General features: G+C 49.6%; 16 protein-coding genes. 7 read left to right on the forward strand and 9 right to left on the reverse strand.

The window, feature by feature from the left end:
* The 6 genes from ABD880_RS07560 to ccoS all read right to left on the reverse strand — a co-directional run bounded on the left by ABD880_RS07560 (position 1) and on the right by ccoS (position 7,324).
* Positions 1-474 carry a FixH family protein gene (locus ABD880_RS07560; RefSeq protein ID WP_345164284.1) on the reverse strand — a complete coding sequence of 158 codons (474 nt, stop codon included), beginning with the start codon at positions 472-474 and terminating at the stop codon, positions 1-3.
* Positions 475-668: 194 nt separating this feature from the next.
* Positions 669-2,069: a cytochrome c oxidase accessory protein CcoG gene (gene ccoG / locus ABD880_RS07565; RefSeq protein ID WP_345164285.1), complete on the reverse strand. Its 1,401-nt coding sequence runs from the start codon at positions 2,067-2,069 to the stop codon at positions 669-671.
* 1,345 nt (positions 2,070-3,414) lie between these two features.
* Entirely contained in the window at positions 3,415-4,626 is a 1,212-nt protein-coding gene (locus ABD880_RS07570; RefSeq protein WP_345164287.1) for a c-type cytochrome, read from the reverse strand.
* Positions 4,623-4,820 (reverse strand): hypothetical protein, encoded by a 198-nt coding sequence (locus ABD880_RS07575; RefSeq protein ID WP_345164289.1) that lies wholly within the window; start codon positions 4,818-4,820, stop codon positions 4,623-4,625. Before ABD880_RS07575 ends, ABD880_RS07570 begins: the two co-directional genes overlap by 4 nt.
* 103 nt (positions 4,821-4,923) lie before the next feature.
* Positions 4,924-7,110: a cytochrome-c oxidase, cbb3-type subunit I gene (ccoN, locus tag ABD880_RS07580; RefSeq protein WP_345164291.1), complete on the reverse strand. Its 2,187-nt coding sequence runs from the start codon at positions 7,108-7,110 to the stop codon at positions 4,924-4,926.
* The gene (gene ccoS / locus ABD880_RS07585) at positions 7,100-7,324 is read right to left on the reverse strand and encodes a cbb3-type cytochrome oxidase assembly protein CcoS (RefSeq protein WP_345164293.1); all 225 of its coding nucleotides are present in this window, start codon (positions 7,322-7,324) and stop codon (positions 7,100-7,102) included. Before ccoS ends, ccoN begins: the two co-directional genes overlap by 11 nt.
* 405 nt (positions 7,325-7,729) lie before the next feature.
* Here ccoS and ABD880_RS07590 point away from each other — a divergent pair, with 405 nt between their 5' ends.
* Positions 7,730-8,440 (forward strand): DUF2927 domain-containing protein, encoded by a 711-nt coding sequence (locus ABD880_RS07590; protein ID WP_345164295.1) that lies wholly within the window; start codon positions 7,730-7,732, stop codon positions 8,438-8,440.
* Between the two features lie 367 nt (positions 8,441-8,807).
* On the opposite strand, the gene ABD880_RS07595 is transcribed toward ABD880_RS07590, so the two are convergent.
* Entirely contained in the window at positions 8,808-10,265 is a 1,458-nt protein-coding gene (locus tag ABD880_RS07595; protein ID WP_345164297.1) for a potassium/proton antiporter, read from the reverse strand.
* A 321-nt stretch (positions 10,266-10,586) separates the two neighbouring features.
* Here ABD880_RS07595 and ABD880_RS07600 point away from each other — a divergent pair, with 321 nt between their 5' ends.
* The 3 genes from ABD880_RS07600 to ABD880_RS07610 all read left to right on the forward strand — a co-directional run bounded on the left by ABD880_RS07600 (position 10,587) and on the right by ABD880_RS07610 (position 13,831).
* Positions 10,587-11,441: an SDR family oxidoreductase gene (locus tag ABD880_RS07600; protein ID WP_345164299.1), complete on the forward strand. Its 855-nt coding sequence runs from the start codon at positions 10,587-10,589 to the stop codon at positions 11,439-11,441.
* A 398-nt stretch (positions 11,442-11,839) separates the two neighbouring features.
* Complete coding sequence (gene tyrS, locus ABD880_RS07605; protein ID WP_345164301.1) at positions 11,840-13,063, forward strand: tyrosine--tRNA ligase; 1,224 nt, start codon at positions 11,840-11,842, stop codon at positions 13,061-13,063.
* Positions 13,064-13,441: 378 nt separating this feature from the next.
* On the forward strand, positions 13,442-13,831 hold the full coding sequence (locus tag ABD880_RS07610) for a YybH family protein (RefSeq protein WP_345164303.1): 390 nt from the start codon (positions 13,442-13,444) through the stop codon (positions 13,829-13,831).
* 177 nt (positions 13,832-14,008) lie between these two features.
* On the opposite strand, the gene ABD880_RS07615 is transcribed toward ABD880_RS07610, so the two are convergent.
* Positions 14,009-14,941: a LysR family transcriptional regulator gene (locus ABD880_RS07615; protein WP_345164305.1), complete on the reverse strand. Its 933-nt coding sequence runs from the start codon at positions 14,939-14,941 to the stop codon at positions 14,009-14,011.
* A gap of 60 nt (positions 14,942-15,001) precedes the next feature.
* Between ABD880_RS07615 and ABD880_RS07620 the strand changes: the two genes are divergently transcribed.
* From ABD880_RS07620 to ABD880_RS07630, 3 genes are all read left to right on the forward strand, one after another.
* Complete coding sequence (locus tag ABD880_RS07620; protein ID WP_345164307.1) at positions 15,002-15,253, forward strand: CBU_0592 family membrane protein; 252 nt, start codon at positions 15,002-15,004, stop codon at positions 15,251-15,253.
* Positions 15,254-15,558: 305 nt separating this feature from the next.
* Positions 15,559-16,212, forward strand: coding sequence for a M48 family metalloprotease (locus ABD880_RS07625; protein WP_345164309.1), 654 nt, complete (start codon positions 15,559-15,561; stop codon positions 16,210-16,212).
* A 62-nt stretch (positions 16,213-16,274) separates the two neighbouring features.
* Positions 16,275-17,018 (forward strand): hypothetical protein, encoded by a 744-nt coding sequence (locus ABD880_RS07630; protein ID WP_345164311.1) that lies wholly within the window; start codon positions 16,275-16,277, stop codon positions 17,016-17,018.
* A gap of 61 nt (positions 17,019-17,079) precedes the next feature.
* Here the strand turns inward: ABD880_RS07630 and corA are convergent, their stop codons facing one another.
* Positions 17,080-18,036, reverse strand: coding sequence for a magnesium/cobalt transporter CorA (corA, locus tag ABD880_RS07635; protein WP_066509549.1), 957 nt, complete (start codon positions 18,034-18,036; stop codon positions 17,080-17,082).
* Between the last annotated feature and the right edge of the window lie 266 nt (positions 18,037-18,302).

Below are 18,302 nucleotides of genomic sequence, written 5' to 3' on the forward strand. Positions count from 1 at the left end.
TTAGAGCGTTACGTCTTGTTGCTGATAATATTCCTTGTCGCCTACTTTAGCTACCACCTGCACCCGCCAAAGGCCTTTCTCAAGGTTACCTGTCGTGAAGTGCTGGAGTCCGTCGGCGTTCAGTTTCAAGGGCACCTCAAAGTCAAGCTTCACGTTAGACGGCCTGAAAAACAGCACCGAACCCGTAGCCTGCTTCAACTCCGCCGGAAACTGAACCACCAACTGCCCTGCCGCCTGCGCCGCAATAATCTGGATGGGCTCGTCTAATTGCTGGGCATGACTCAACTGTTGCATGCGCTCATTGTACGCCAGCTCTTTAGCATAATAGTCCTTGCTCACCAAGTCCACATCGCTCTGCATGGTGCCGTACACCAACATGCCTATGTAGGCAATGAACAGCAAAAACGCCGAGATGATGATGTAAGGAAGAAAAGACTTCTTAGGTACTGCGGGGGTATTGGTATGGATAGACATTTTAATAGACGTTAGATATTAGATGCTAGAAGTTAGACTTAAGAGGTCAGACACAAGACGTAAGACTTTTTTGTAGCACTTCTGTATTCAATTCACTTTTTGGCTCTGATGTATTAGGAGAATTTTCACATCTCCACATTTTCAAATCTTCACATTCAATTAGCACATCAGCACATTAAACAATCAGCACATTACTAGTTGGCTGGTCCCAGGAATTTGGTAGTCTCGGTGGTGAGTAATTCCTCGCCGCTGTACACGCCTATGGTGATTTCTGAGCTCGCCGATTCCAGGCTGTTTTTTGGGATTTCAGCGAAAAACACGCCTTCGGCCAAGCCTTGCTTCGGCAACACCAACTCATTGCGGATGACCTTGATGGTGCCCTTCGGTGAAATAAGCTTCAAAGTGATGGGCATCTGCACGTCTGTCTTGTTGATGACCGTGATGTTGTAGAGGTTACTGATGCCGCCGTTATCAGTTTTCTGGTACAGCATGCCCGGCGTGCGCAGAATGGTCGCGTCCACGTTGCTTCTGGTGGCTAGCAACGTCCCGAAGGCCGTCATCAAGAGCACCAACACCATGGTATATAACTTCACGCGGGGCGTCACTTTCCAGGGCTTCTTCTCTTCAATACTTTCCTCAGAAGTGGTTCTAATCAGGCCGTGCGGCTTGTTGATAAGGTCCATGATGTTATTGCAGGCATCTATACAGGCGGTACAGTTGATGCATTCCATCTGTTGGGCTCCATTCCGGATGTCAATCCCCGTCGGGCAGACCTGCACGCATTGGTGACAGTCAATACAGTCGCCTTCGGTGCGCTCTTGGTTTTTACGCAGTTTGCCCCTGGGCTCGCCGCGCTGATAGTCATAGGCCACCGTGATGGTTTGCTTGTCCTGCATCACGCCTTGCAGTCTACCGTACGGGCAGACAATGGTACACACCTGCTCTCTAAACCGGGAGAAGATAAAATAGAACACCCCGGTAAACATAATAAGCGAGACAAGGTCACCTATGTGGTTAGCAGGAGAGTCCATCACAATCTGCCAGAGGTCCTCCACGCCAATAATGTAGGCCAAGAACGTATGGGCAATCACAAAAGACACGCCTACAAACAGCGTATGCTTGGCCGTCTTCTTCCAGAATTTCTCAAAGGACATGGGCGCGCGGTCCAAGGCTTTCTGCTGCGGAGCATCGCCTTCAATCCAGTACTCTATGCGCCTGAACACCATCTCCATGAAGATGGTCTGCGGACAGATCCAGCCACAAAAAACGCGGCCGTAGACTACCGTAAACAGGATGATGAACACCACCAAGGCCATGAAGCCCAGCAACAGGATGAAGAAATCCTGAGGCCAGAAAATCTGCCCGAACAAGATGAACTTACGCGCCGGGAAATTGAGCATAAGCACCGGCAGACCGTTCACCTTCCAGAACGGACCGGTAAACAGCATGGTCAGGAGCAGGTAGCTCACGTACTTGCGGTACTGGTATAGTTTACCGCTGGGTTTTTTAGGGTACACCCACACCCGTTTGCCGTCTTTGTCTACCGTGGATATGTGATCCCGGAAGGTTTCAGGCTCAGTGGTTACGTTACTCATGGTCTCTTACCGGTTGTGCGCCCGGCAGCGAGCTTGTACTTTCCATCTCAATTGCAGAGGTGTCTCCCCAGCTTTGAAACTGATGTAAAATTACCCCAAGCCCCGCGGGTACACCATTGCGCTGGTCATGCCCAAAAATGATTTATCTCATCTTTTGGAAGAGTCCTGAGTTCTGAGTCTTAAGTTCTGAGTCGGGTAAAAATTCTTGAAGCGTTTTTGGGCTGTTTTCTGGGAAATAGGCTAAAAACGGCTGTTGGGGCTGACGCTCGCAGGTGAATAATTACCACCCCCAGCCCCTCCTAAATTAGGAAGGGAGCTATATCTGATATGCGTGAAAGACAAGGCCATGCCTTTGTCTCTACATTCTCTGGAATGCTGGTTCTTCAACGCTAACCCCCTCCTCCTAACCTTCTCCCTCTTGGGAGAAGGGACTGCGCTGTTCCGTTTTTGGGCTAATTCCTGGAAAAGAGTCGAAAAACGGTTCTTGGCACAGACGCTCGCAGGTCCTAGCGGACGCTACGAGGTCTTTTGAGCAACCGTAATTGCGGTGGCTGACAAAGAAACGCGCAAGGGACAAGGCGGTACCATTGTCTCTACATTAACCTCAGAAACTGCCGCGCCAGCGCATGCAGGCATTGCAGCCCCTCCAATACCAATCCGCCAACCCTTGACCGAGGGCAAGCCAACCCTTGACCGAGGGCAAAGAGACTGGTCAATTTAAGTCTCTTTGCCTGAGGGAGAAAGCAGTGACGTGTCTATTGGCAATGGCGTAAGCCCACGATGAAACAGATAGCTTCTCACGGTGCACCTTTATGAGCCCCCGCCCTGTCTGAGCGGTCAGCGAGTTCGGGGGCTCTTGATTCTTTTGGTTACTTTTCTCATCAAGGAGAAAAGTGACAAACCTGGGCAGAAAGTAAGAAAAGAGATGGTTGAGAAGTAGGAGTTGGGCGGCAGCGGCTTGGGAGGCAGTTTGGGTCGTTGGTGAGAACACCAACAACGGCAGGCGGCATTGACCAGCTGAGGTAAACACCCCTCTACGCTCCCTTCAAGGGGAGAATCCGCGTTTGGGCAATCATCAAGGGTAGAATCCACGTTCGGATAAATGATTAATTTATGACTCAGAACCCTGGACTAGCGACTCAGAACCCGTACGTCATCCCCTACCCCTCCCGGAACAAGTCCGGGATCTACGACTTCAAAGGGGGACGAAAAAGCTCCATAATCCAAACCCGTTTTTAGCCTGTTTCTGAGAAAACAAGCTAAAAACGCATTCAAGTCGTCATCATAAAAAAAGCCTTTCCTGTAGCAGGAAAGGCTTTCTACCAAACAAACTTAACTTATCTTTTTACTTCTTCGCCTCTACTTTCTCCCCTTGCGGAGCCTTGGCGTTGGCGGGCTTGGTGCCTTGCAGGCTCAAGATATAGCTAGAGACTTCCAGAATCTGGTCATCACTTAGCTTCTTCTGCCAGGCCACCATGCCTTTGCTGGTCACGCCGTATTTCACGGTTTTGTAGACGGCGTTTACATCGCCGCCGTGTAGCCAGAACTCATCGGTGAGGTTAGGACCAACGGTTCCCTGACCCTCGGCGCCGTGGCAGGCGGCACAGTTCTGAATGTAGGCGGCTTTACCGGCCTCTAGTTGCGCGCCATCTGTCAAGACCGTGAAGTTAGTGATCTCATTGGCGTTGCCTTCACTGCTTTTCGGGTTCAGGAGAGAAGCTTGTTGGAGTTCAGCCTGGTACTCTGCGTCTTGCAATTGGCCGCTGCCTAATACGTGGTAGTTCAACAAATAGACCACGCCAAACACAATGGTGGCATAGAACATGTACTTCCACCAAGGCGGCAGGTCGTTGTCAAATTCATGGATGCCGTCATAGGAGTGGTCTTCCATCAAGATGTCCTTGTGCTGGCCAACCAGGGTAGTGGTGTCACCGCGCAAGAGAGCGATGATGCGGGCCATGCTGGTATTGCGCAGGGCTGGGCGGTCATACAAATGGCTCAGGATGGGCAGCGCCTGGAAGAAAGTAACCACCAAGACAGCTAGTACTATCAAGAACAGAAACGCTACCAGAGAGAGCAACACCAGCGTAGTGGCCGGCATGTCCTTTAAGCTAAAGGCTGGAGTGGTAGCCGGTGTTACTTTAGCAGGATCTCCTTCTTTGGTCACTTCCTCCTTGGGAGCAGGTGCTGCGGGAGCTTCGCTTTCTGCTTTGACAAAGGCGATGACGTCTTTGATGTCTCCCTCAGAAAGAGTGCCTTCAAAAGAAGTCATGGGCACCTTCCCGAACTTCTCAAACACCTCCACGGCCTGCTTGTCGCCGGCGTTGACCATTTTGGTGGAGTTCTTGATGAAACCGGTCAGCCACTTCTCATCGCGCCGTTTGTGCACGTCTTTGAGGGCGGGGCCTACTATCTGCTCTTCTACACTATGGCAGACGGCGCAGTTGGTGTCAAAAATGGCTTTCCCTTTTACGGCGTCCTGCGCCTGGGCAGGTTGCCACAAGGTATGGACGCTTAGTAAGGCGGCCAGCCAAAAAGTTTTGATGAGGCGTTTCATGACCGTAGTTCTGTTTCTAAAGCGTTGAATCCGTTTTCGTTTTGCAGAGGCATGGCTTTCATGGCACGCACATGGTCTCTGTTGACTACCAGCACATATCCCAACAGCCCAATGAAAAAGGCGAAGAAGATGACAAACGAGATGATGGGATAAATCTCTATGCCGGCAATGGATTGAAGTATGTTCTTATACATGGCTCTTGTTTTTGGATGCTAGATGTTAGATACTAGATGCTAGACTTTTCATTTTAGAATAATCTATGTGTGCATCTAATATCTAGCGTCTAACATCTAGTATCTATTTCTTCTCTTCTTGCACTTTAATGTCAGTACCCAGGCGTTGCAGGTAGGCAATGAGGGCGATAATCTCCTTCTCAGGTTTCACCTCAATGTTCTCTTTGCGGAGACCGGCACTAATGGCGGTGGCCTGTTTCATGAGATCCTCGTTGGCTTTGTCACCGTAGCCGGCCTCATAGGGTACGCCCATGCTTTGCATTGCCTCAATCTTGGCCTTGGTGTCTGTCATGTCCAGGTCTTTCTCAATCAACCATGGGTAGGCTGGCATGATAGAACCCGGCGACATGGAGGTTGGATCCAGCATGTGGTTGTAGTGCCAGGAGTCTGGGTATTTGCCCCCCACTCGGTGCAAATCTGGACCGGTACGCTTAGAACCCCACAGGAACGGACGGTCATAGACAAACTCGCCGGCTTTAGAGTACTCTCCGTAGCGCTCGGTTTCAGAGCGGAATGGCCGTACCATCTGGGTATGGCAGTTCACACAACCCTCTTTGATGTACACGTCACGTCCTTGTAATTCAAGCGAAGTATAAGGCTTCACAGAGTCAATGGTAGGCACGTTAGATTCTACCAGGAACGTAGGCACCATTTCCACAATACCACCAATCGCGATGGCTACGGTGGCCCAAACAGCCATTTGTATTGGTCTGCGCTCAATGATTCTGTGCCAGTGGCCTTTGTGCTGACCCGGTGTGTTGATGACCTCAGCAGGCATTAATGGGGCGGCCTGGGCTTCTTCATTGGCTAACAGGTTTCCGCTCTTCACGGTTTTAATGACGTTGTACAACATCACAAACACACCACTCAGGTACAACACGCCACCAATACCACGCAGGTAATACATGGGCACCAAGTTCAAGACCGTCTCTAAGAAGTTAGAGTATTGCAAGAGACCTTCGGCGGTGAACTGTTTCCACATTAAGCCTTGGGTGAAACCCGCCCAATACATAGGGATGGCGTAGAACAAGATACCCAGCGTGCCTAACCAGAAGTGCCAGTTGGCCAGTTTCTTAGAATACAGTTCTGTTCTGAAGATGCGCGGCAACAACCAGTAGATAATCCCGAAGGTCAGGAAACCATTCCAACCCAAGGCGCCTACGTGTACGTGTGCTACTATCCAGTCAGTGAAGTGGGCAATGGCGTTGACGTTTTTCAAAGACAACAGCGGTCCTTCAAAAGTGGCCATACCATAGGCGGTGATCGCCACCACCATGAACTTGAGCACCGGCTCTGTGCGTACTTTGTCCCAGGCGCCTCTAAGCGTTAAGAGACCGTTGATCATACCACCCCAGCTTGGCGCAATCAGCATCACAGAGAACACAACCCCTAGAGACTGCGCCCAGTCTGGCAACGCAGTGTACAGCAAGTGGTGAGGACCGGCCCAGATGTAGATGAAAATCAAGGACCAGAAGTGAATGATAGATAATCTATAAGAGTAAACTGGTCTATTCGCGGCCTTAGGCAGGAAGTAGTACATCATGCCCAGGTATGGCGTAGTCAGGAAGAACGCGACCGCATTATGGCCATACCACCACTGAACAAGAGCATCCTGCACCCCGGCGTAGCCAGAATACGACTTCATGAACGTTACCGGAATCTCATAGGAATTGACAATGTGCAAAACCGCAACGGTCAGGAAGGTGGCAATGTAGAACCAGATACCCACGTACATGTGGCGCTCGCGGCGTTTGATGATGGTCCCGAACATGTTCCAACCAAACACTACCCAGATCAAGGTAATGGCAATGTCAATAGGCCACTCCAGCTCGGCGTACTCTTTAGAAGTAGTGTAGCCCAAAGGGAGCGTGATCACCGCAGAAACAATAATCAACTGCCAGCCCCAGAAGTGGATTCTGCTCAACACGTCTGAGTACATGCGCGCCTTACACAGGCGTTGCAACGAGTAGTAGACGCCCATGAAGATACCGTTGCCCACAAAGGCAAAAATCACGGCATTGGTGTGCAAAGGACGTACCCGCCCGAAGGTGGTATACTCGGTGCCCATGTTCAGTTCAGGGCGGGCCAACTGGAACGCTATGAGCACCCCAATGAGCATACCCGCAATCCCCCAGAACAGGGTGGCATAGGTAAAGTCTCTGACAATCTTGTTGTCATAGTAAAATGTTTCCACGGTCTTGACGCTGTCCTTAAGCGTCTGCCCGGGTGTTTTTAGAACCTCAGCTAACATGTGCGGTGTCCTCCATAGGTTTAGAAGTAGAAATAGTAATTGGTTTAGTAGTGTTTTGGATGTGCGTGTGCGTCAGTTCGTTGTCAAACAAGATTCTCACGGAGGGTGTGTAGTCGTCCTCAAACTGGCCGTTGCGCACAGCGGTTAGGAACGCACTTAAAAACAGAATCGCCATGATCAGGCTGATGCAGATAAGTAAGTAGATGATGTTCATAGCGCTTCCTGGGTTTTGTTGCTCTCTTAGTGGCAGGTCCGGCGCTGAAGCGGTGAATGAAGAGGTACAGCGCCTACCTTTTCCTTTGAGATGTTACAAAGGTCATGCGTAGGCGCCTTGAAAAAGATGACAGAAGTCAGTTTAGGGGGTGATTGATGTCAAAAGGTGGCATAAACAGGCTCTTTGCCGCAATCCATAAAGCACCTTTTAAATATAATTTATTATTACTTACTTTATATATTAAAAAGCTATACTTTAGATGTAACGCAGTTACCTCCAGACCTGTATCCCCGCAGGTTTACCTGATGTTAAAATCCATAGTGAGTGTCATTTTCTTTCACTTAAAACTGAGTCAGCCACATTCTGGACGTGCTCAGCATAATCTCTAACCTAACCACAGCTTCTATGAAAAAGCAGTTTATCCTTTTTATGATGTTTGCCGCCCTGTTGACAGGATGTATTACCAAAGATGAGGAAGAAGTGGAGCCAGAGCTCACGCAATATGATGAAAGCGTCATTTCTTATTTTAAAGAGATTGCCTTAGGCTTTCAGTTCGGGGGAAGTAGTGAGATCACCAGAAGATGGCAAACCGATGTGAAAGTGTACATAGAAGGTACGCCTACGGCAGAGAACCTAAGCGAATTCCAGAAGGTACGCAGCGAGATAAACGCCCTAGCCACCAATGGATTCTCTGTAGAGGTGGTAACAGATAAAAGCCAGTCTAACCTGTCCTTGTACTTTGGCGATGCTAACGAGTTTTCCCGGCTTTATCCATCCCTAGAAGGAGTAGCAAAAGCCAACCTAAGAACGTTTGCGGTTTGGTGGAATGCCAGCAATGAGATCAACAGAAGCGTGATTTTTATAGACAACATAGTAGCTAGTGCCCCTCAGCAGAAAAGCTGGGTACGCGGCATGTTGGCAGGCGCCATAGGCCTGGGACAGGTCTCCCCGCTCTACCCCGAAAGCATATTCTACTCCAGAGCAAACACCAACAGCGCTTTCACCCAAATGGACAAAGACCTGATCAGGCTTCTATACCACCAAGACATGCGCATTGGTTTAAGTGAGGAAGAAGTAGGACCCGTCTTGGAGAATATTCTACTCAATGAGAAGTAAGATTGAAGTAAAAGCTATCTATTAAAACCAGAACAGCCCTCAGAGACAATTCTGATGGCTGTTCTGGTTTTACGTGAGGAGTAAGCTAAACCTTTAATTCACTGAAACTGCCTTCACATCATAGCTCAAAGCTGTATTAATCAACTGGTCTGAGTGAGTATAGATATCATCCAAGTTCTGTAGCTCATGTCTTGACTCTTTTTTGGCGTAATGGCAAGAATGGGTTACGGATTAGTATACACACTACTTTACAACAGCTGGATTTACGGCATCTTTATCATGGTTGAGTACTTGAGAAGTTAATCGTTTTCAGCCTCTTTTCCAGAAATCAGCCCAAAAACGAGCTCCGTCCAATCACTACTACCGGCTACTGCAAAGCCTCCCGGACCCGCTCCAGTTCCTGGTCGTTTTCTACCATGATCATGAGTTTGTCATCATGTTCCAGCACGGTAGAGCCGTTGGGGGTCACAAAGGAACCGTGCCGGTCAATAAGCACGATGAGGGCCGTTCTGGGTAAGCCCAGTTCTACAATGGGTTTGCCAATAGAGCGCCAGCCAGGGCCCATCTCCAATTCCACCAAAGAATTTTTAGAAGCATAGCCTCTTTCTGCTCCCAGGGCATACGTCCTCAATGAATTATCCTCTTCGCTAAGGTTCAGCCAATCAGCGACTAGTTTGAGGGTGGTGCCCTGCAACATGACAGAGGTGAGCACAATGAAGAAGACAATATTGAAGATCATCTCAGCCTTCTCCACTCCTGCCAGCAAGGGGTACATGGCAAAGACAATGGGTACCGCTCCGCGCAAGCCCACCCAAGACACATACACCTTGTCCTTGAAGGTGGCTTTAAAGAAAGACATGCCCAGAAACACACTAATGGGTCGGGCCACAAAGATCAGGAAAAGAGAGATGAGCAGGCCTGCGCCCAGCACCGGCACAATATGCGAAGGGAACACCAGCAAGCCCAGCGTCAAGAACATCACAATCTGCATGAGCCACGCCAGGCCGTCATAAAAACGCGTTAGACTGCCTTTGTGCAGAAAATTGCTGTTGCCAAGCAACACCGCCGAGATATACACGGCCAGAAACCCATTGCCCTTGATGAGGTTGGTGAATGAGAATGTGAACAGCAACATGGCCAAGGTGAGCGCCGGGTACAATCCTTCTTGTTGTAGCTTAATTTTATTGATGACCCAACTCATGGCTTTACCCATCACAAAGCCTGCCACCGCGCCAATACTCATCTGTAGAAAGAACATGGGCACCAACTCCCAAATACTAGCTCCCTGGCTGGTAAGCAGAAACGTGAAACTGACCGTCAGGAAATAGGCCATCGGGTCGTTACTACCAGACTCCAGCTCCAGCGTAGGCCCCAGGTTGTTTTTAAGACCAATCCGGCTGGACCTTAAAATGGAGAACACCGCCGCCGCATCTGTAGAAGACACAATGGCTCCCAGCAACAGCCCCTCCAGCAAGGTAAAGTCCATGACGTATGTGGCAAAGACGCCCACCAGCATGGCCGTGATGAAGACGCCCAGGGTAGACAGCGCAATGCCGCGCCAGAGAATGGGTTTGGTGGTTTCCCAACGCGTGTCCAAACCACCAGAGAAAAGGATGATGGTCAAAGCAATGGTCCCCAGGGACTGCGCCGCCCCGAAATCATCAAAGTAAATACCGCCTAACCCCTCAGAGCCCGCCAGCATCCCCACGCCCAGAAAGAGAGCCAGAGCCGGTATCCCGAACCGGCCTAGGTTCTTGCTGATAAGGATACTTAGGAACAATAACAGGGAGGCTCCCAGTAATAACTCTTCAATGGTAAAGGCCATACTATATGAACGGTGTATCCCTTACATTACGGGCTACGGACGGAGGCGTTTGTCAAGGCATTCAAGAAGGCAGCAACCGTCACTCCCTGATGCTTCCATGCTCATGATAATTCATTTAACTTAAAAAGCGAGCTACCTAAATCCATGTGCTTTGTATGTAAGTCCTCGCTCCTACTTCTGCTGACTTATAAATAAAAACATACCTCCGTCCTCCGCTAATAGCAGACTTTAAGCCCTGCTCATTAAACAGATTCTCCAAAACAAAGCCAAGACGCAAAGCACTCGTACATACAAAAACAACATTGACTTAACCATTACACTATGAAGAGAATAGCCATTACCGGAGCCACCGGCCAGCTTGGCCGCCTGGTCATCCAGAAACTAAAAGAAAAAGGAACCACAGATACCCTCATCGGGCTGGTGCGCTCCCCAGAGAAAGCCGCTGGCTTGGGCATTGAAACCCGACTAGCCGATTATGAAAAGCCTGACACCTTAAACAGCGCCTTGCAAGGCGTAGACACCTTGTTGCTCATCTCGGGGAGTGAGGTGGGCAAACGCGCCGCCCAGCACCAGAACGTGATTGCCGCGGCCAAGAACGCCGGTGTGAAATGGATTGTCTACACCAGCCTACTGCATGTAGACACTTCTACCCTAAGCCTGGCCGGCGAACACCGCGCCACAGAACAGACCTTGAAAGATTCTGGCATCCCGCACACCATCTTGCGCAATGGCTGGTACACCGAGAACTACACCAACTCTGTGGGCGGGGCGCTGGCCGGAGGAGCGTTTATAGGCAGTGCCGGTGAAGGCAAGATTTCTTCTGCCGCCCGTGCAGATTATGCAGACGCCGCCATAGCTGTGCTCACCGGCAGTGGTCATGAAGGCAAAGTCTATGAGCTGGCCGGCGACGAAGCCTATACGCTCAATGACCTGGCCGCTGAAATCTCTCGCCAGACCGGAAAAGACATCCCCTATAAAAACCTGCCCCAGGAAGAATACGCAGCGGCACTGGCCAGCTTTGGCGTGCCCGAAGGATTTGCCCAAGCCATTGCCGGTTGGGACATTTCGGCGTCACAAGGAGACTTATATGATGACAGTCACCAACTCTCCAAACTGATTGGCCACCCTACCACTCGCCTGTCTACCACCGTAGCAGAGGCCCTAAGGAACAGCTAAAAACTCTCTTGGTTAATTGGCAAAGCGTGTTTCTTCTTAAAAAAACTTACCCTACAGATCACGTTGGCAATGGGCGATTTTTATGCGGAATAATCGTTTTTGGCCTGTTTTTTAGAAAACAGCCTAAAAATGGGAATTTGCATTTCTAAAAGAAACCCGCTTCCTTTGCCTAAAATACAGCAAACTAAGATGACGCTTCATCAGTTGTCCTTTTACAAATTCTCAGCCTACTCTACCTATTACCCAATAGACGTAGCCTGGGAGCAGTATGCTTAATTAGAAGTAATCCAATTTCATACAGAAGCCCAGGTTCCAGGACCTGGGCTTCTTTGTTTTTACCCCGCTTCGGTCCTGCCCTGTGCTTTCTGTGTCCTTAAACATTTTAAAAGTAAACGCACATGACCGTAGCAGAACAAGTATCCTTGCTCCAAGAAAACGTAGAGATTTTCTTGCCAGACAATGCGCTGGCAGAGAAGCTCACCCTGGCCCACCAAGAAAACCGGCCGCTTATCATCAAACTGGGTTTTGACCCTACCGCCCCAGACCTGCACTTGGGCCACGCCGTGGTATTGAAGAAGCTCAGGCAGTTTCAGGAGTTAGGCCACACCATTGTCATCATCATTGGCGACTTTACGGCCCGCATAGGTGACCCTACGGGTAAGAACAAGTCCCGCTCGCCCTTGAGCGAAGAGCAGGTAACCGTCAATGCGCAGACCTACGTCAACCAGCTTTCTAAAATCTTAGACGTGCGCAAATGCCAGATCCGCTACAACTCTGAGTGGCTGGCCTCCATGGACATGTCCCAGGCCATCAAGCTCCTCTCACAGGTGACCCTTGCGCAAATCATGCAACGCACCGACTTCAACAACCGCTTTGAGAAGGGCCTGCCCATCTCTTTGCATGAATTGATGTACCCATTGCTACAGGGCTTTGACTCTACCCAGATACTAGCAGACATTGAGATGGGAGGTACAGACCAATTGTTCAATTGTTCCATGGGCCGGCAGTTGCAAGAAGGCATGGGAAAAGTGGGCCAGGCGGTGGTATGCATGCCCTTGCTTAAAGGCGTGGACGGGTCTGCCAAGATGAGCAAGTCAGAGAACAACATCATTGGCCTCACAGACCAGCCCAATGAGATGTTTGGTAAGGTCATGTCCATACCAGACGCGCTGTTGGAAGAGTTCCTGCATTTGACCACTGATTTCTCGCCCCTGCAGAAACAGGAAATGCTCACCCAGTTACAGCACGGTGACAACCCCATGAACCTTAAAAAGCAGATTGCCGCCAACGTGGTCACGCAGTACCATTCTGCAAAAGACGCCACGCGGGCCCTGACCTTTTTCCAAAACCAGTTTCAGAACAAGCGCTTTGAAGAGAAGGCCTTTGAGCAGGTTTCTTTTGCCGCTTTGCTTCTGCCAGATCCCGCCCAGTGCACCCTGATTGATTTGTGTAAAGCCCTTAAGCCCGAAGAAAGCAAGTCTAACTTGAAACGGTTATTGGAGGCCGGCAGTGTCACCGTCAATGGTCAAAAACAAACCGATGCCCACCTCCCCATGCTTAGCACAGAACTACCTTTCAAGGTGAAGATTGGCAAACGTAGTTTCTTTGAAGTGACCGCTTGAGTATTGTCAAACTGCCGTCCTAGTAGTTGGCTTTTCCGTTTTTGGCCTGTTTTCCAGGTTTCAGGCCAAAAACGTAATGGTGCTGGTGACACCTTGAAAGGAAATTCCAGCTCAAGGTTTTTACTTTTCTGGTTTTTCTCTATTTTCAGGAAAACAGCCCAGAATGGGGGTACTTTCTTGTATTACCGCCACAGGGCTAAAGGCTTACTAGTTCTTATCTTGTTCGTATTAGCTTCATTCCCTACGGGAGGCATATTTCCGGTAGGGCATCATCAGGCACCTCGGCGAAGAGTAAGGCAGATATCAAAGCATCTACTTGTCTGCAAGGCTCTTGAAGTACTGGCGTATAGTTATCTCTCACATTTTCTCTACCCTTCTATGGAAGCACTTAGCACAGACATCACAGATGACATCAAAAGCCTGAATCAAAAATTTGTTTCTTGCTTTAACCAAGGCGACACCGCCGGCGTGGCCAACCTGTACACCATCACGGCCCTGCTCATGCCCGCCGGAAGCGATGCCGTCCAGGGCAGAGAAGCCGTGGGTAAGTTCTGGCAGAGCACCCGGGACAACGGCGTCACAGAAATGACGCTAGACACGGTAGAGGTAGAGCAACTGGAACTGACCGCCATAGAACTAGGAACCTATACCCTCAGAGGCCAGGGCCATACCTCCATAGACGACGGTAAATACATGGTGGTCTGGAAACGGGAGCACGACCAGTGGAAAATCCAGAAAGACATCTGGAACAGCAACCAGACCTCCTAATCAAGCAAGCTGTTTTCAATCAAGTCTATTACGCCCAGGCACCGATATCATTAAAGATAACGGTGCCTGGGCGTTTTACTTTTCCAAGATATAACTGGTCTGACTATTGGCATTTAAATGGCAAACCGTTTTTGGCTTACTTTCCAGAAAACAGGCCAAAAACGGTTGGTCACTTACCTAAACAGGATTACCGCCCTGGGCAAACTCCAGGGCTATCTGCTGGGCCAGTTCCAACACGTTTTTGAGGACAGGGCTGTTATCATCCTTTCGCCAGGTCATGTACAGGTTCACTTTCTGCGGAAGGTGGATGAAGCGCACATTGGGCGGCGCGCCAAACGCATAGGAACTGGGCATGAGGGATATCCCTAAACCACGCGCCACCAATCCCAGAATCATTGCCCCGAAGTCTGACTCTATGTGTACGTTGGGCGTAAAATCATACTCCGTGAAAATCTGCTTGAGCGTATTCACATAATGCGTTTTCTGGTGCAGACCAGACAGGATAAACTTCTCTTCCTGCAACTCTTGCAAGCCCTTGAAGTTTTCTTGCGTCACCCAGTGGTTTTGGGGTACAATCAAGGCCATGGGCTCAGAATACAGGCACTGTGAGGTTAAGGAAGGGTTCTCGGCGGGGTCACGCCTAAAGGACAAATCCATCTGGAAGTCCAGCAAGAGCTCCTCAAAACTGATGTCTACGGGTTCTACCAGCTCTACTTTCAGCTCTGGCAAGGTCTGGGCTATGCGAGAGACCACTTCGGGCAGAAAACCGTAGGCCACCGAGCCCGGATAGCCTATGGTGATGGACCCCAGGGCGCCTTCGTGTATTTTACGGGCCTGCCGGTGCGTGCGGCTTATCTCCTCCAGCATTGGCGTCCAGCGGTCACGCAAGAAAGCGCCGGCCTCGGTGAGTTTGACGCTGCGCTTGCTCCGCTCAAACAAAGTCACGCCCAGTTCGTCCTCCAAGGCTTTGATCTGGCGGCTGAGGGCAGACTGCGTGATGAACATCTTCTCTGCGGTGTTCCAGAAATGAAGCTCCTGCGCCAGGGCCAGAAAGTATTTTATCTGCTGTAAGTCCAAGGGGTTCTGTGATGTGGTTTGTGCATTAGTCAATCCAAGATTAGCATTTTTTAAGAAGACCGCCCACTGTTCCTTTGCAATATGGAAAGAAGCATGCTTTTACAACGAAAGTACCTGAAAGAGGCGATTGGCTGGGCCGGGGCGTTGTGCTCGCTGTTGGGCTTCAGCCTGAACACGCTCAACATGATCAGCAGTCAGTCCTTGACCTACCTGTTATTGAATGTGCTGGGTTGCGCCTTCCTCATTATTTACGCTGTCAACAAGAAAGCGCACGCCAGCTGGGTGCTTAATTCTATCTGGTTGCTCATCACGGCCATTGCCCTGGTCAAGGCTTTGATGGTCTAAAGCCCCAGCTTATCACCTGGTATTTCTATTAGGTTTATCACCTTCTGATTTTATCACCATTTTGCTTCGTTTTTGGTCTGTTTTACAGAAAACAGACCAAAAACGAAGCTTTTATGCTCCTCCCTATTAACTACCTCTACCTTGGGTAATCCTATCTTTAAAAGTATATTCTTAAAGTGACCTTAACTTAACCTTCCATAAATATTAAGTAGATTCCATTTACTCTATTGTTATCACTTGCAATCTTGGGCTTTCCTTATTTTATTTATTAGAAACTATCCTATTCCAAATTCTATTCATCAGAAATGAACCCTGCAAGACTTTTCCCCCTGTTATTCCTTTTATTGCTTAATTCAGGAGCCTTCGCTCAGAAGTGGCTCCCGCCTGCCCCTTTGGTGGCCAACGCATCCTTGAAAGACATTGCCCGAGTGGCCCATAGTGATAGCTTAAAAACGGTGGTCATCGAATACAATCCTGAGCTGGCCTTAAAAGTGGGCCCATTTGTGACGGCCTATTATCAGGCCCATGAGTACGGTCACTTTCACAGGGGGCACATGAACAAAGGAAAACTAAAGAAGGAGAACCACCTGACCATTGCCCAGCTGAACACCATCATGGAGATAGCCGCCGACAAATACGCCATTGAAACGCTGTATCCTCAAGATAAAACCATCCTTTTGGCTATGCTAGACTATCTAAGGAAGAGCGAAGAAGAAGATTTAACCAACCTTGCCAAACTGGAGCGCATCAAGATGTTAGAGTATAGAATAGCCCAACTTGACGCAGAATCAAATTACTATTTGGAGGCATGCAGACATTTTGCGCACAGATCAGATCCTTGGCCTTGTTCCCACATGACCCGCGAAGGGAAAACCTTACATGAATCTGACCCCGCCAACTGCACGCATTTAGTGCACCCGCAGGGAGATAAAGTAATGCGCACCGTCAACCCTAGATAAAAGAACGCACTGTTTTTGGCGTATTTTCCAGAAATTAGGGCAAAAACGCTTTTCCTCCAGCCATGAACCGCTTCTTTAACAGAGACGCCTCTGCCCAGATTCTTCAGAACATTCACCAATCGGCGGTTAGGTCTGTGTATGACCATGCCAAACACCGCATGGTGCTGGTAGACGCGCAGGAAAAGGAATTAGCGTTCTTCCGGTTGCCCATCACCCTTCCGCCGCCCAACCAGCCTTTACATGAAGAAGCCGAAGGCGTGCACTACGTTATTCTGCTGGTGCAGAGCGGAAGCTGCGCCATGGGCTATTTTGAGGACGGCTTTAACCTGAATCATAAAGTATTCAGGGCGTATATGGTGCGCAAAAAGCAGGGCAAGAGTCAAATTAAGCATCTCAAGACGAAGGGCAAGAGCCGGGCGGGCTCACGGGTACGACTAGGCGAGACGGTGGAGTTCTTTGAGAACATCAACGAACGGCTGCAGGAGTATTTCCAGGACCACCAGGTGCACCGCATTTGCATGAGCGTCTCCAAGATTCTGGTGCCGTACCTCTTTGACTCTAACGTGAAAACGCCCTTTGACAAGCGTGACGAGCGCATCTTCAAAATTCCCAAGCACGTGCACACGCCCATCTATGAGGTCATGCTCAACATCAACCGCTTCCTGCAAAAAGGCGAACTCATCTATGAACCTGCCCAAGAAGAGTTGGTGAAAGAGCTACTGCGCGGCGTAGACGGACAAGAAGAGGACGAGGAAGAAGAGGATTTTGACGAAGAAGCCCTAAACGAAGAAGAGGAGCTGGACTAGGCCATTTTCCTTGACCGCTCCAGCTCCTCTCCTCTGCATATTTTGCCTTGTCACCTCAAGGCTACAACCACTTCTTCCTCCTGAAATACCATAGAAAGCCCATGGACGCCAGTAACATCAATAGCAGGGCAAACGGGTAACCTCCTACCCAATTGAGTTCGGGCATGAATTTAAAGTTCATGCCGTAGATGCTGGCAATGAGCGTAGGCGGCATGAATACTACCGTCACTACGGTAAATATTTTGATGACCTTGTTCTGCTCAATGTTCACCAAACCCAGAAAGGTGTTCTGCAGGTACTCCAGACGTTCAAAGCTGAACTGGGTATGTTGTAAAAGCGAGTTAATGTCTTTGATGACAATGCGCAGGCGTTCCTTTTCGGGCTCATCAACAGCGAAAGATCTGAGCAAGGAAGAAACCAACCGTTGCTTATCCACAATGCTCTCTCTTATGAGAATGGTATTTTCCTGAAGTTCGGTGATTCTAATCAAGACCTCTTCTTCAATGGACTGCTCTTTTACCAGGCGCTTACTGATGACGTTGGTGGTGCGGGTGAGGTGCTCAATAAAATCGGCGTCGTTGTCAATCTGGGTTTCTAATAGCAACAACCAGACCTGAATGGCCCGGATGGTGGTGCCTTTGAAGGTCTTCATCTTGCGCACCGTCTCCCCGAAGGACTTTAGATCGGTTCGGCGCATGGTGAACAGGATGTCTCTTTGCAGAATAAAGGACACCTGGCGCGTGATGTAGGAGCCGTCCTGGTGCATGACAAAGGCCGTGTTGGCTTCAAAGAACCCGCCCTCGTCCTCAAAATAACGTGAGGAGCTTTCAATCTCGGCGGCCTCTTGCTGGGTGAACAACTCAATCCCGAAGGCTTCTTCTACCCGGCGCTGTTCATGGTCTGAGGGCGCCTGCAGGTCTACCCAGATGATGCGGCCTTTGTCTTCTGGCGCGTCAAACGTCTCTGGGTTTTTCTCCCAGGTCAGCTCGCCGTCTTTTAAATAGAAACATCTTATCATACGCCTGTCCATTGCGCCGGGTCAGCCTTCTTCTCTCCGCCCCTGCCTGTCTAGTTGCAAACCTACTGATTTTATCTGGGAGCTGGGAATGTAGCGCTTGGCAAAGTTGCCACTTGCTCATTGATTTGAAAGACTATTCACTTGGCTAGCATCCTGAGTCTGTTTTTGACCTGTTTCCCAGAAATTAGGCCAAAAACGCCATGGCTCAAACCACGACTACCATTGCTCAAAAGATCTTGTAGCGTCCGGCAGGACCTGCGAGCGTT

It is taken from the genome of Nibribacter koreensis (assembly GCF_039541795.1).
Taxonomy (GTDB): domain Bacteria; phylum Bacteroidota; class Bacteroidia; order Cytophagales; family Hymenobacteraceae; genus Nibribacter; species Nibribacter koreensis.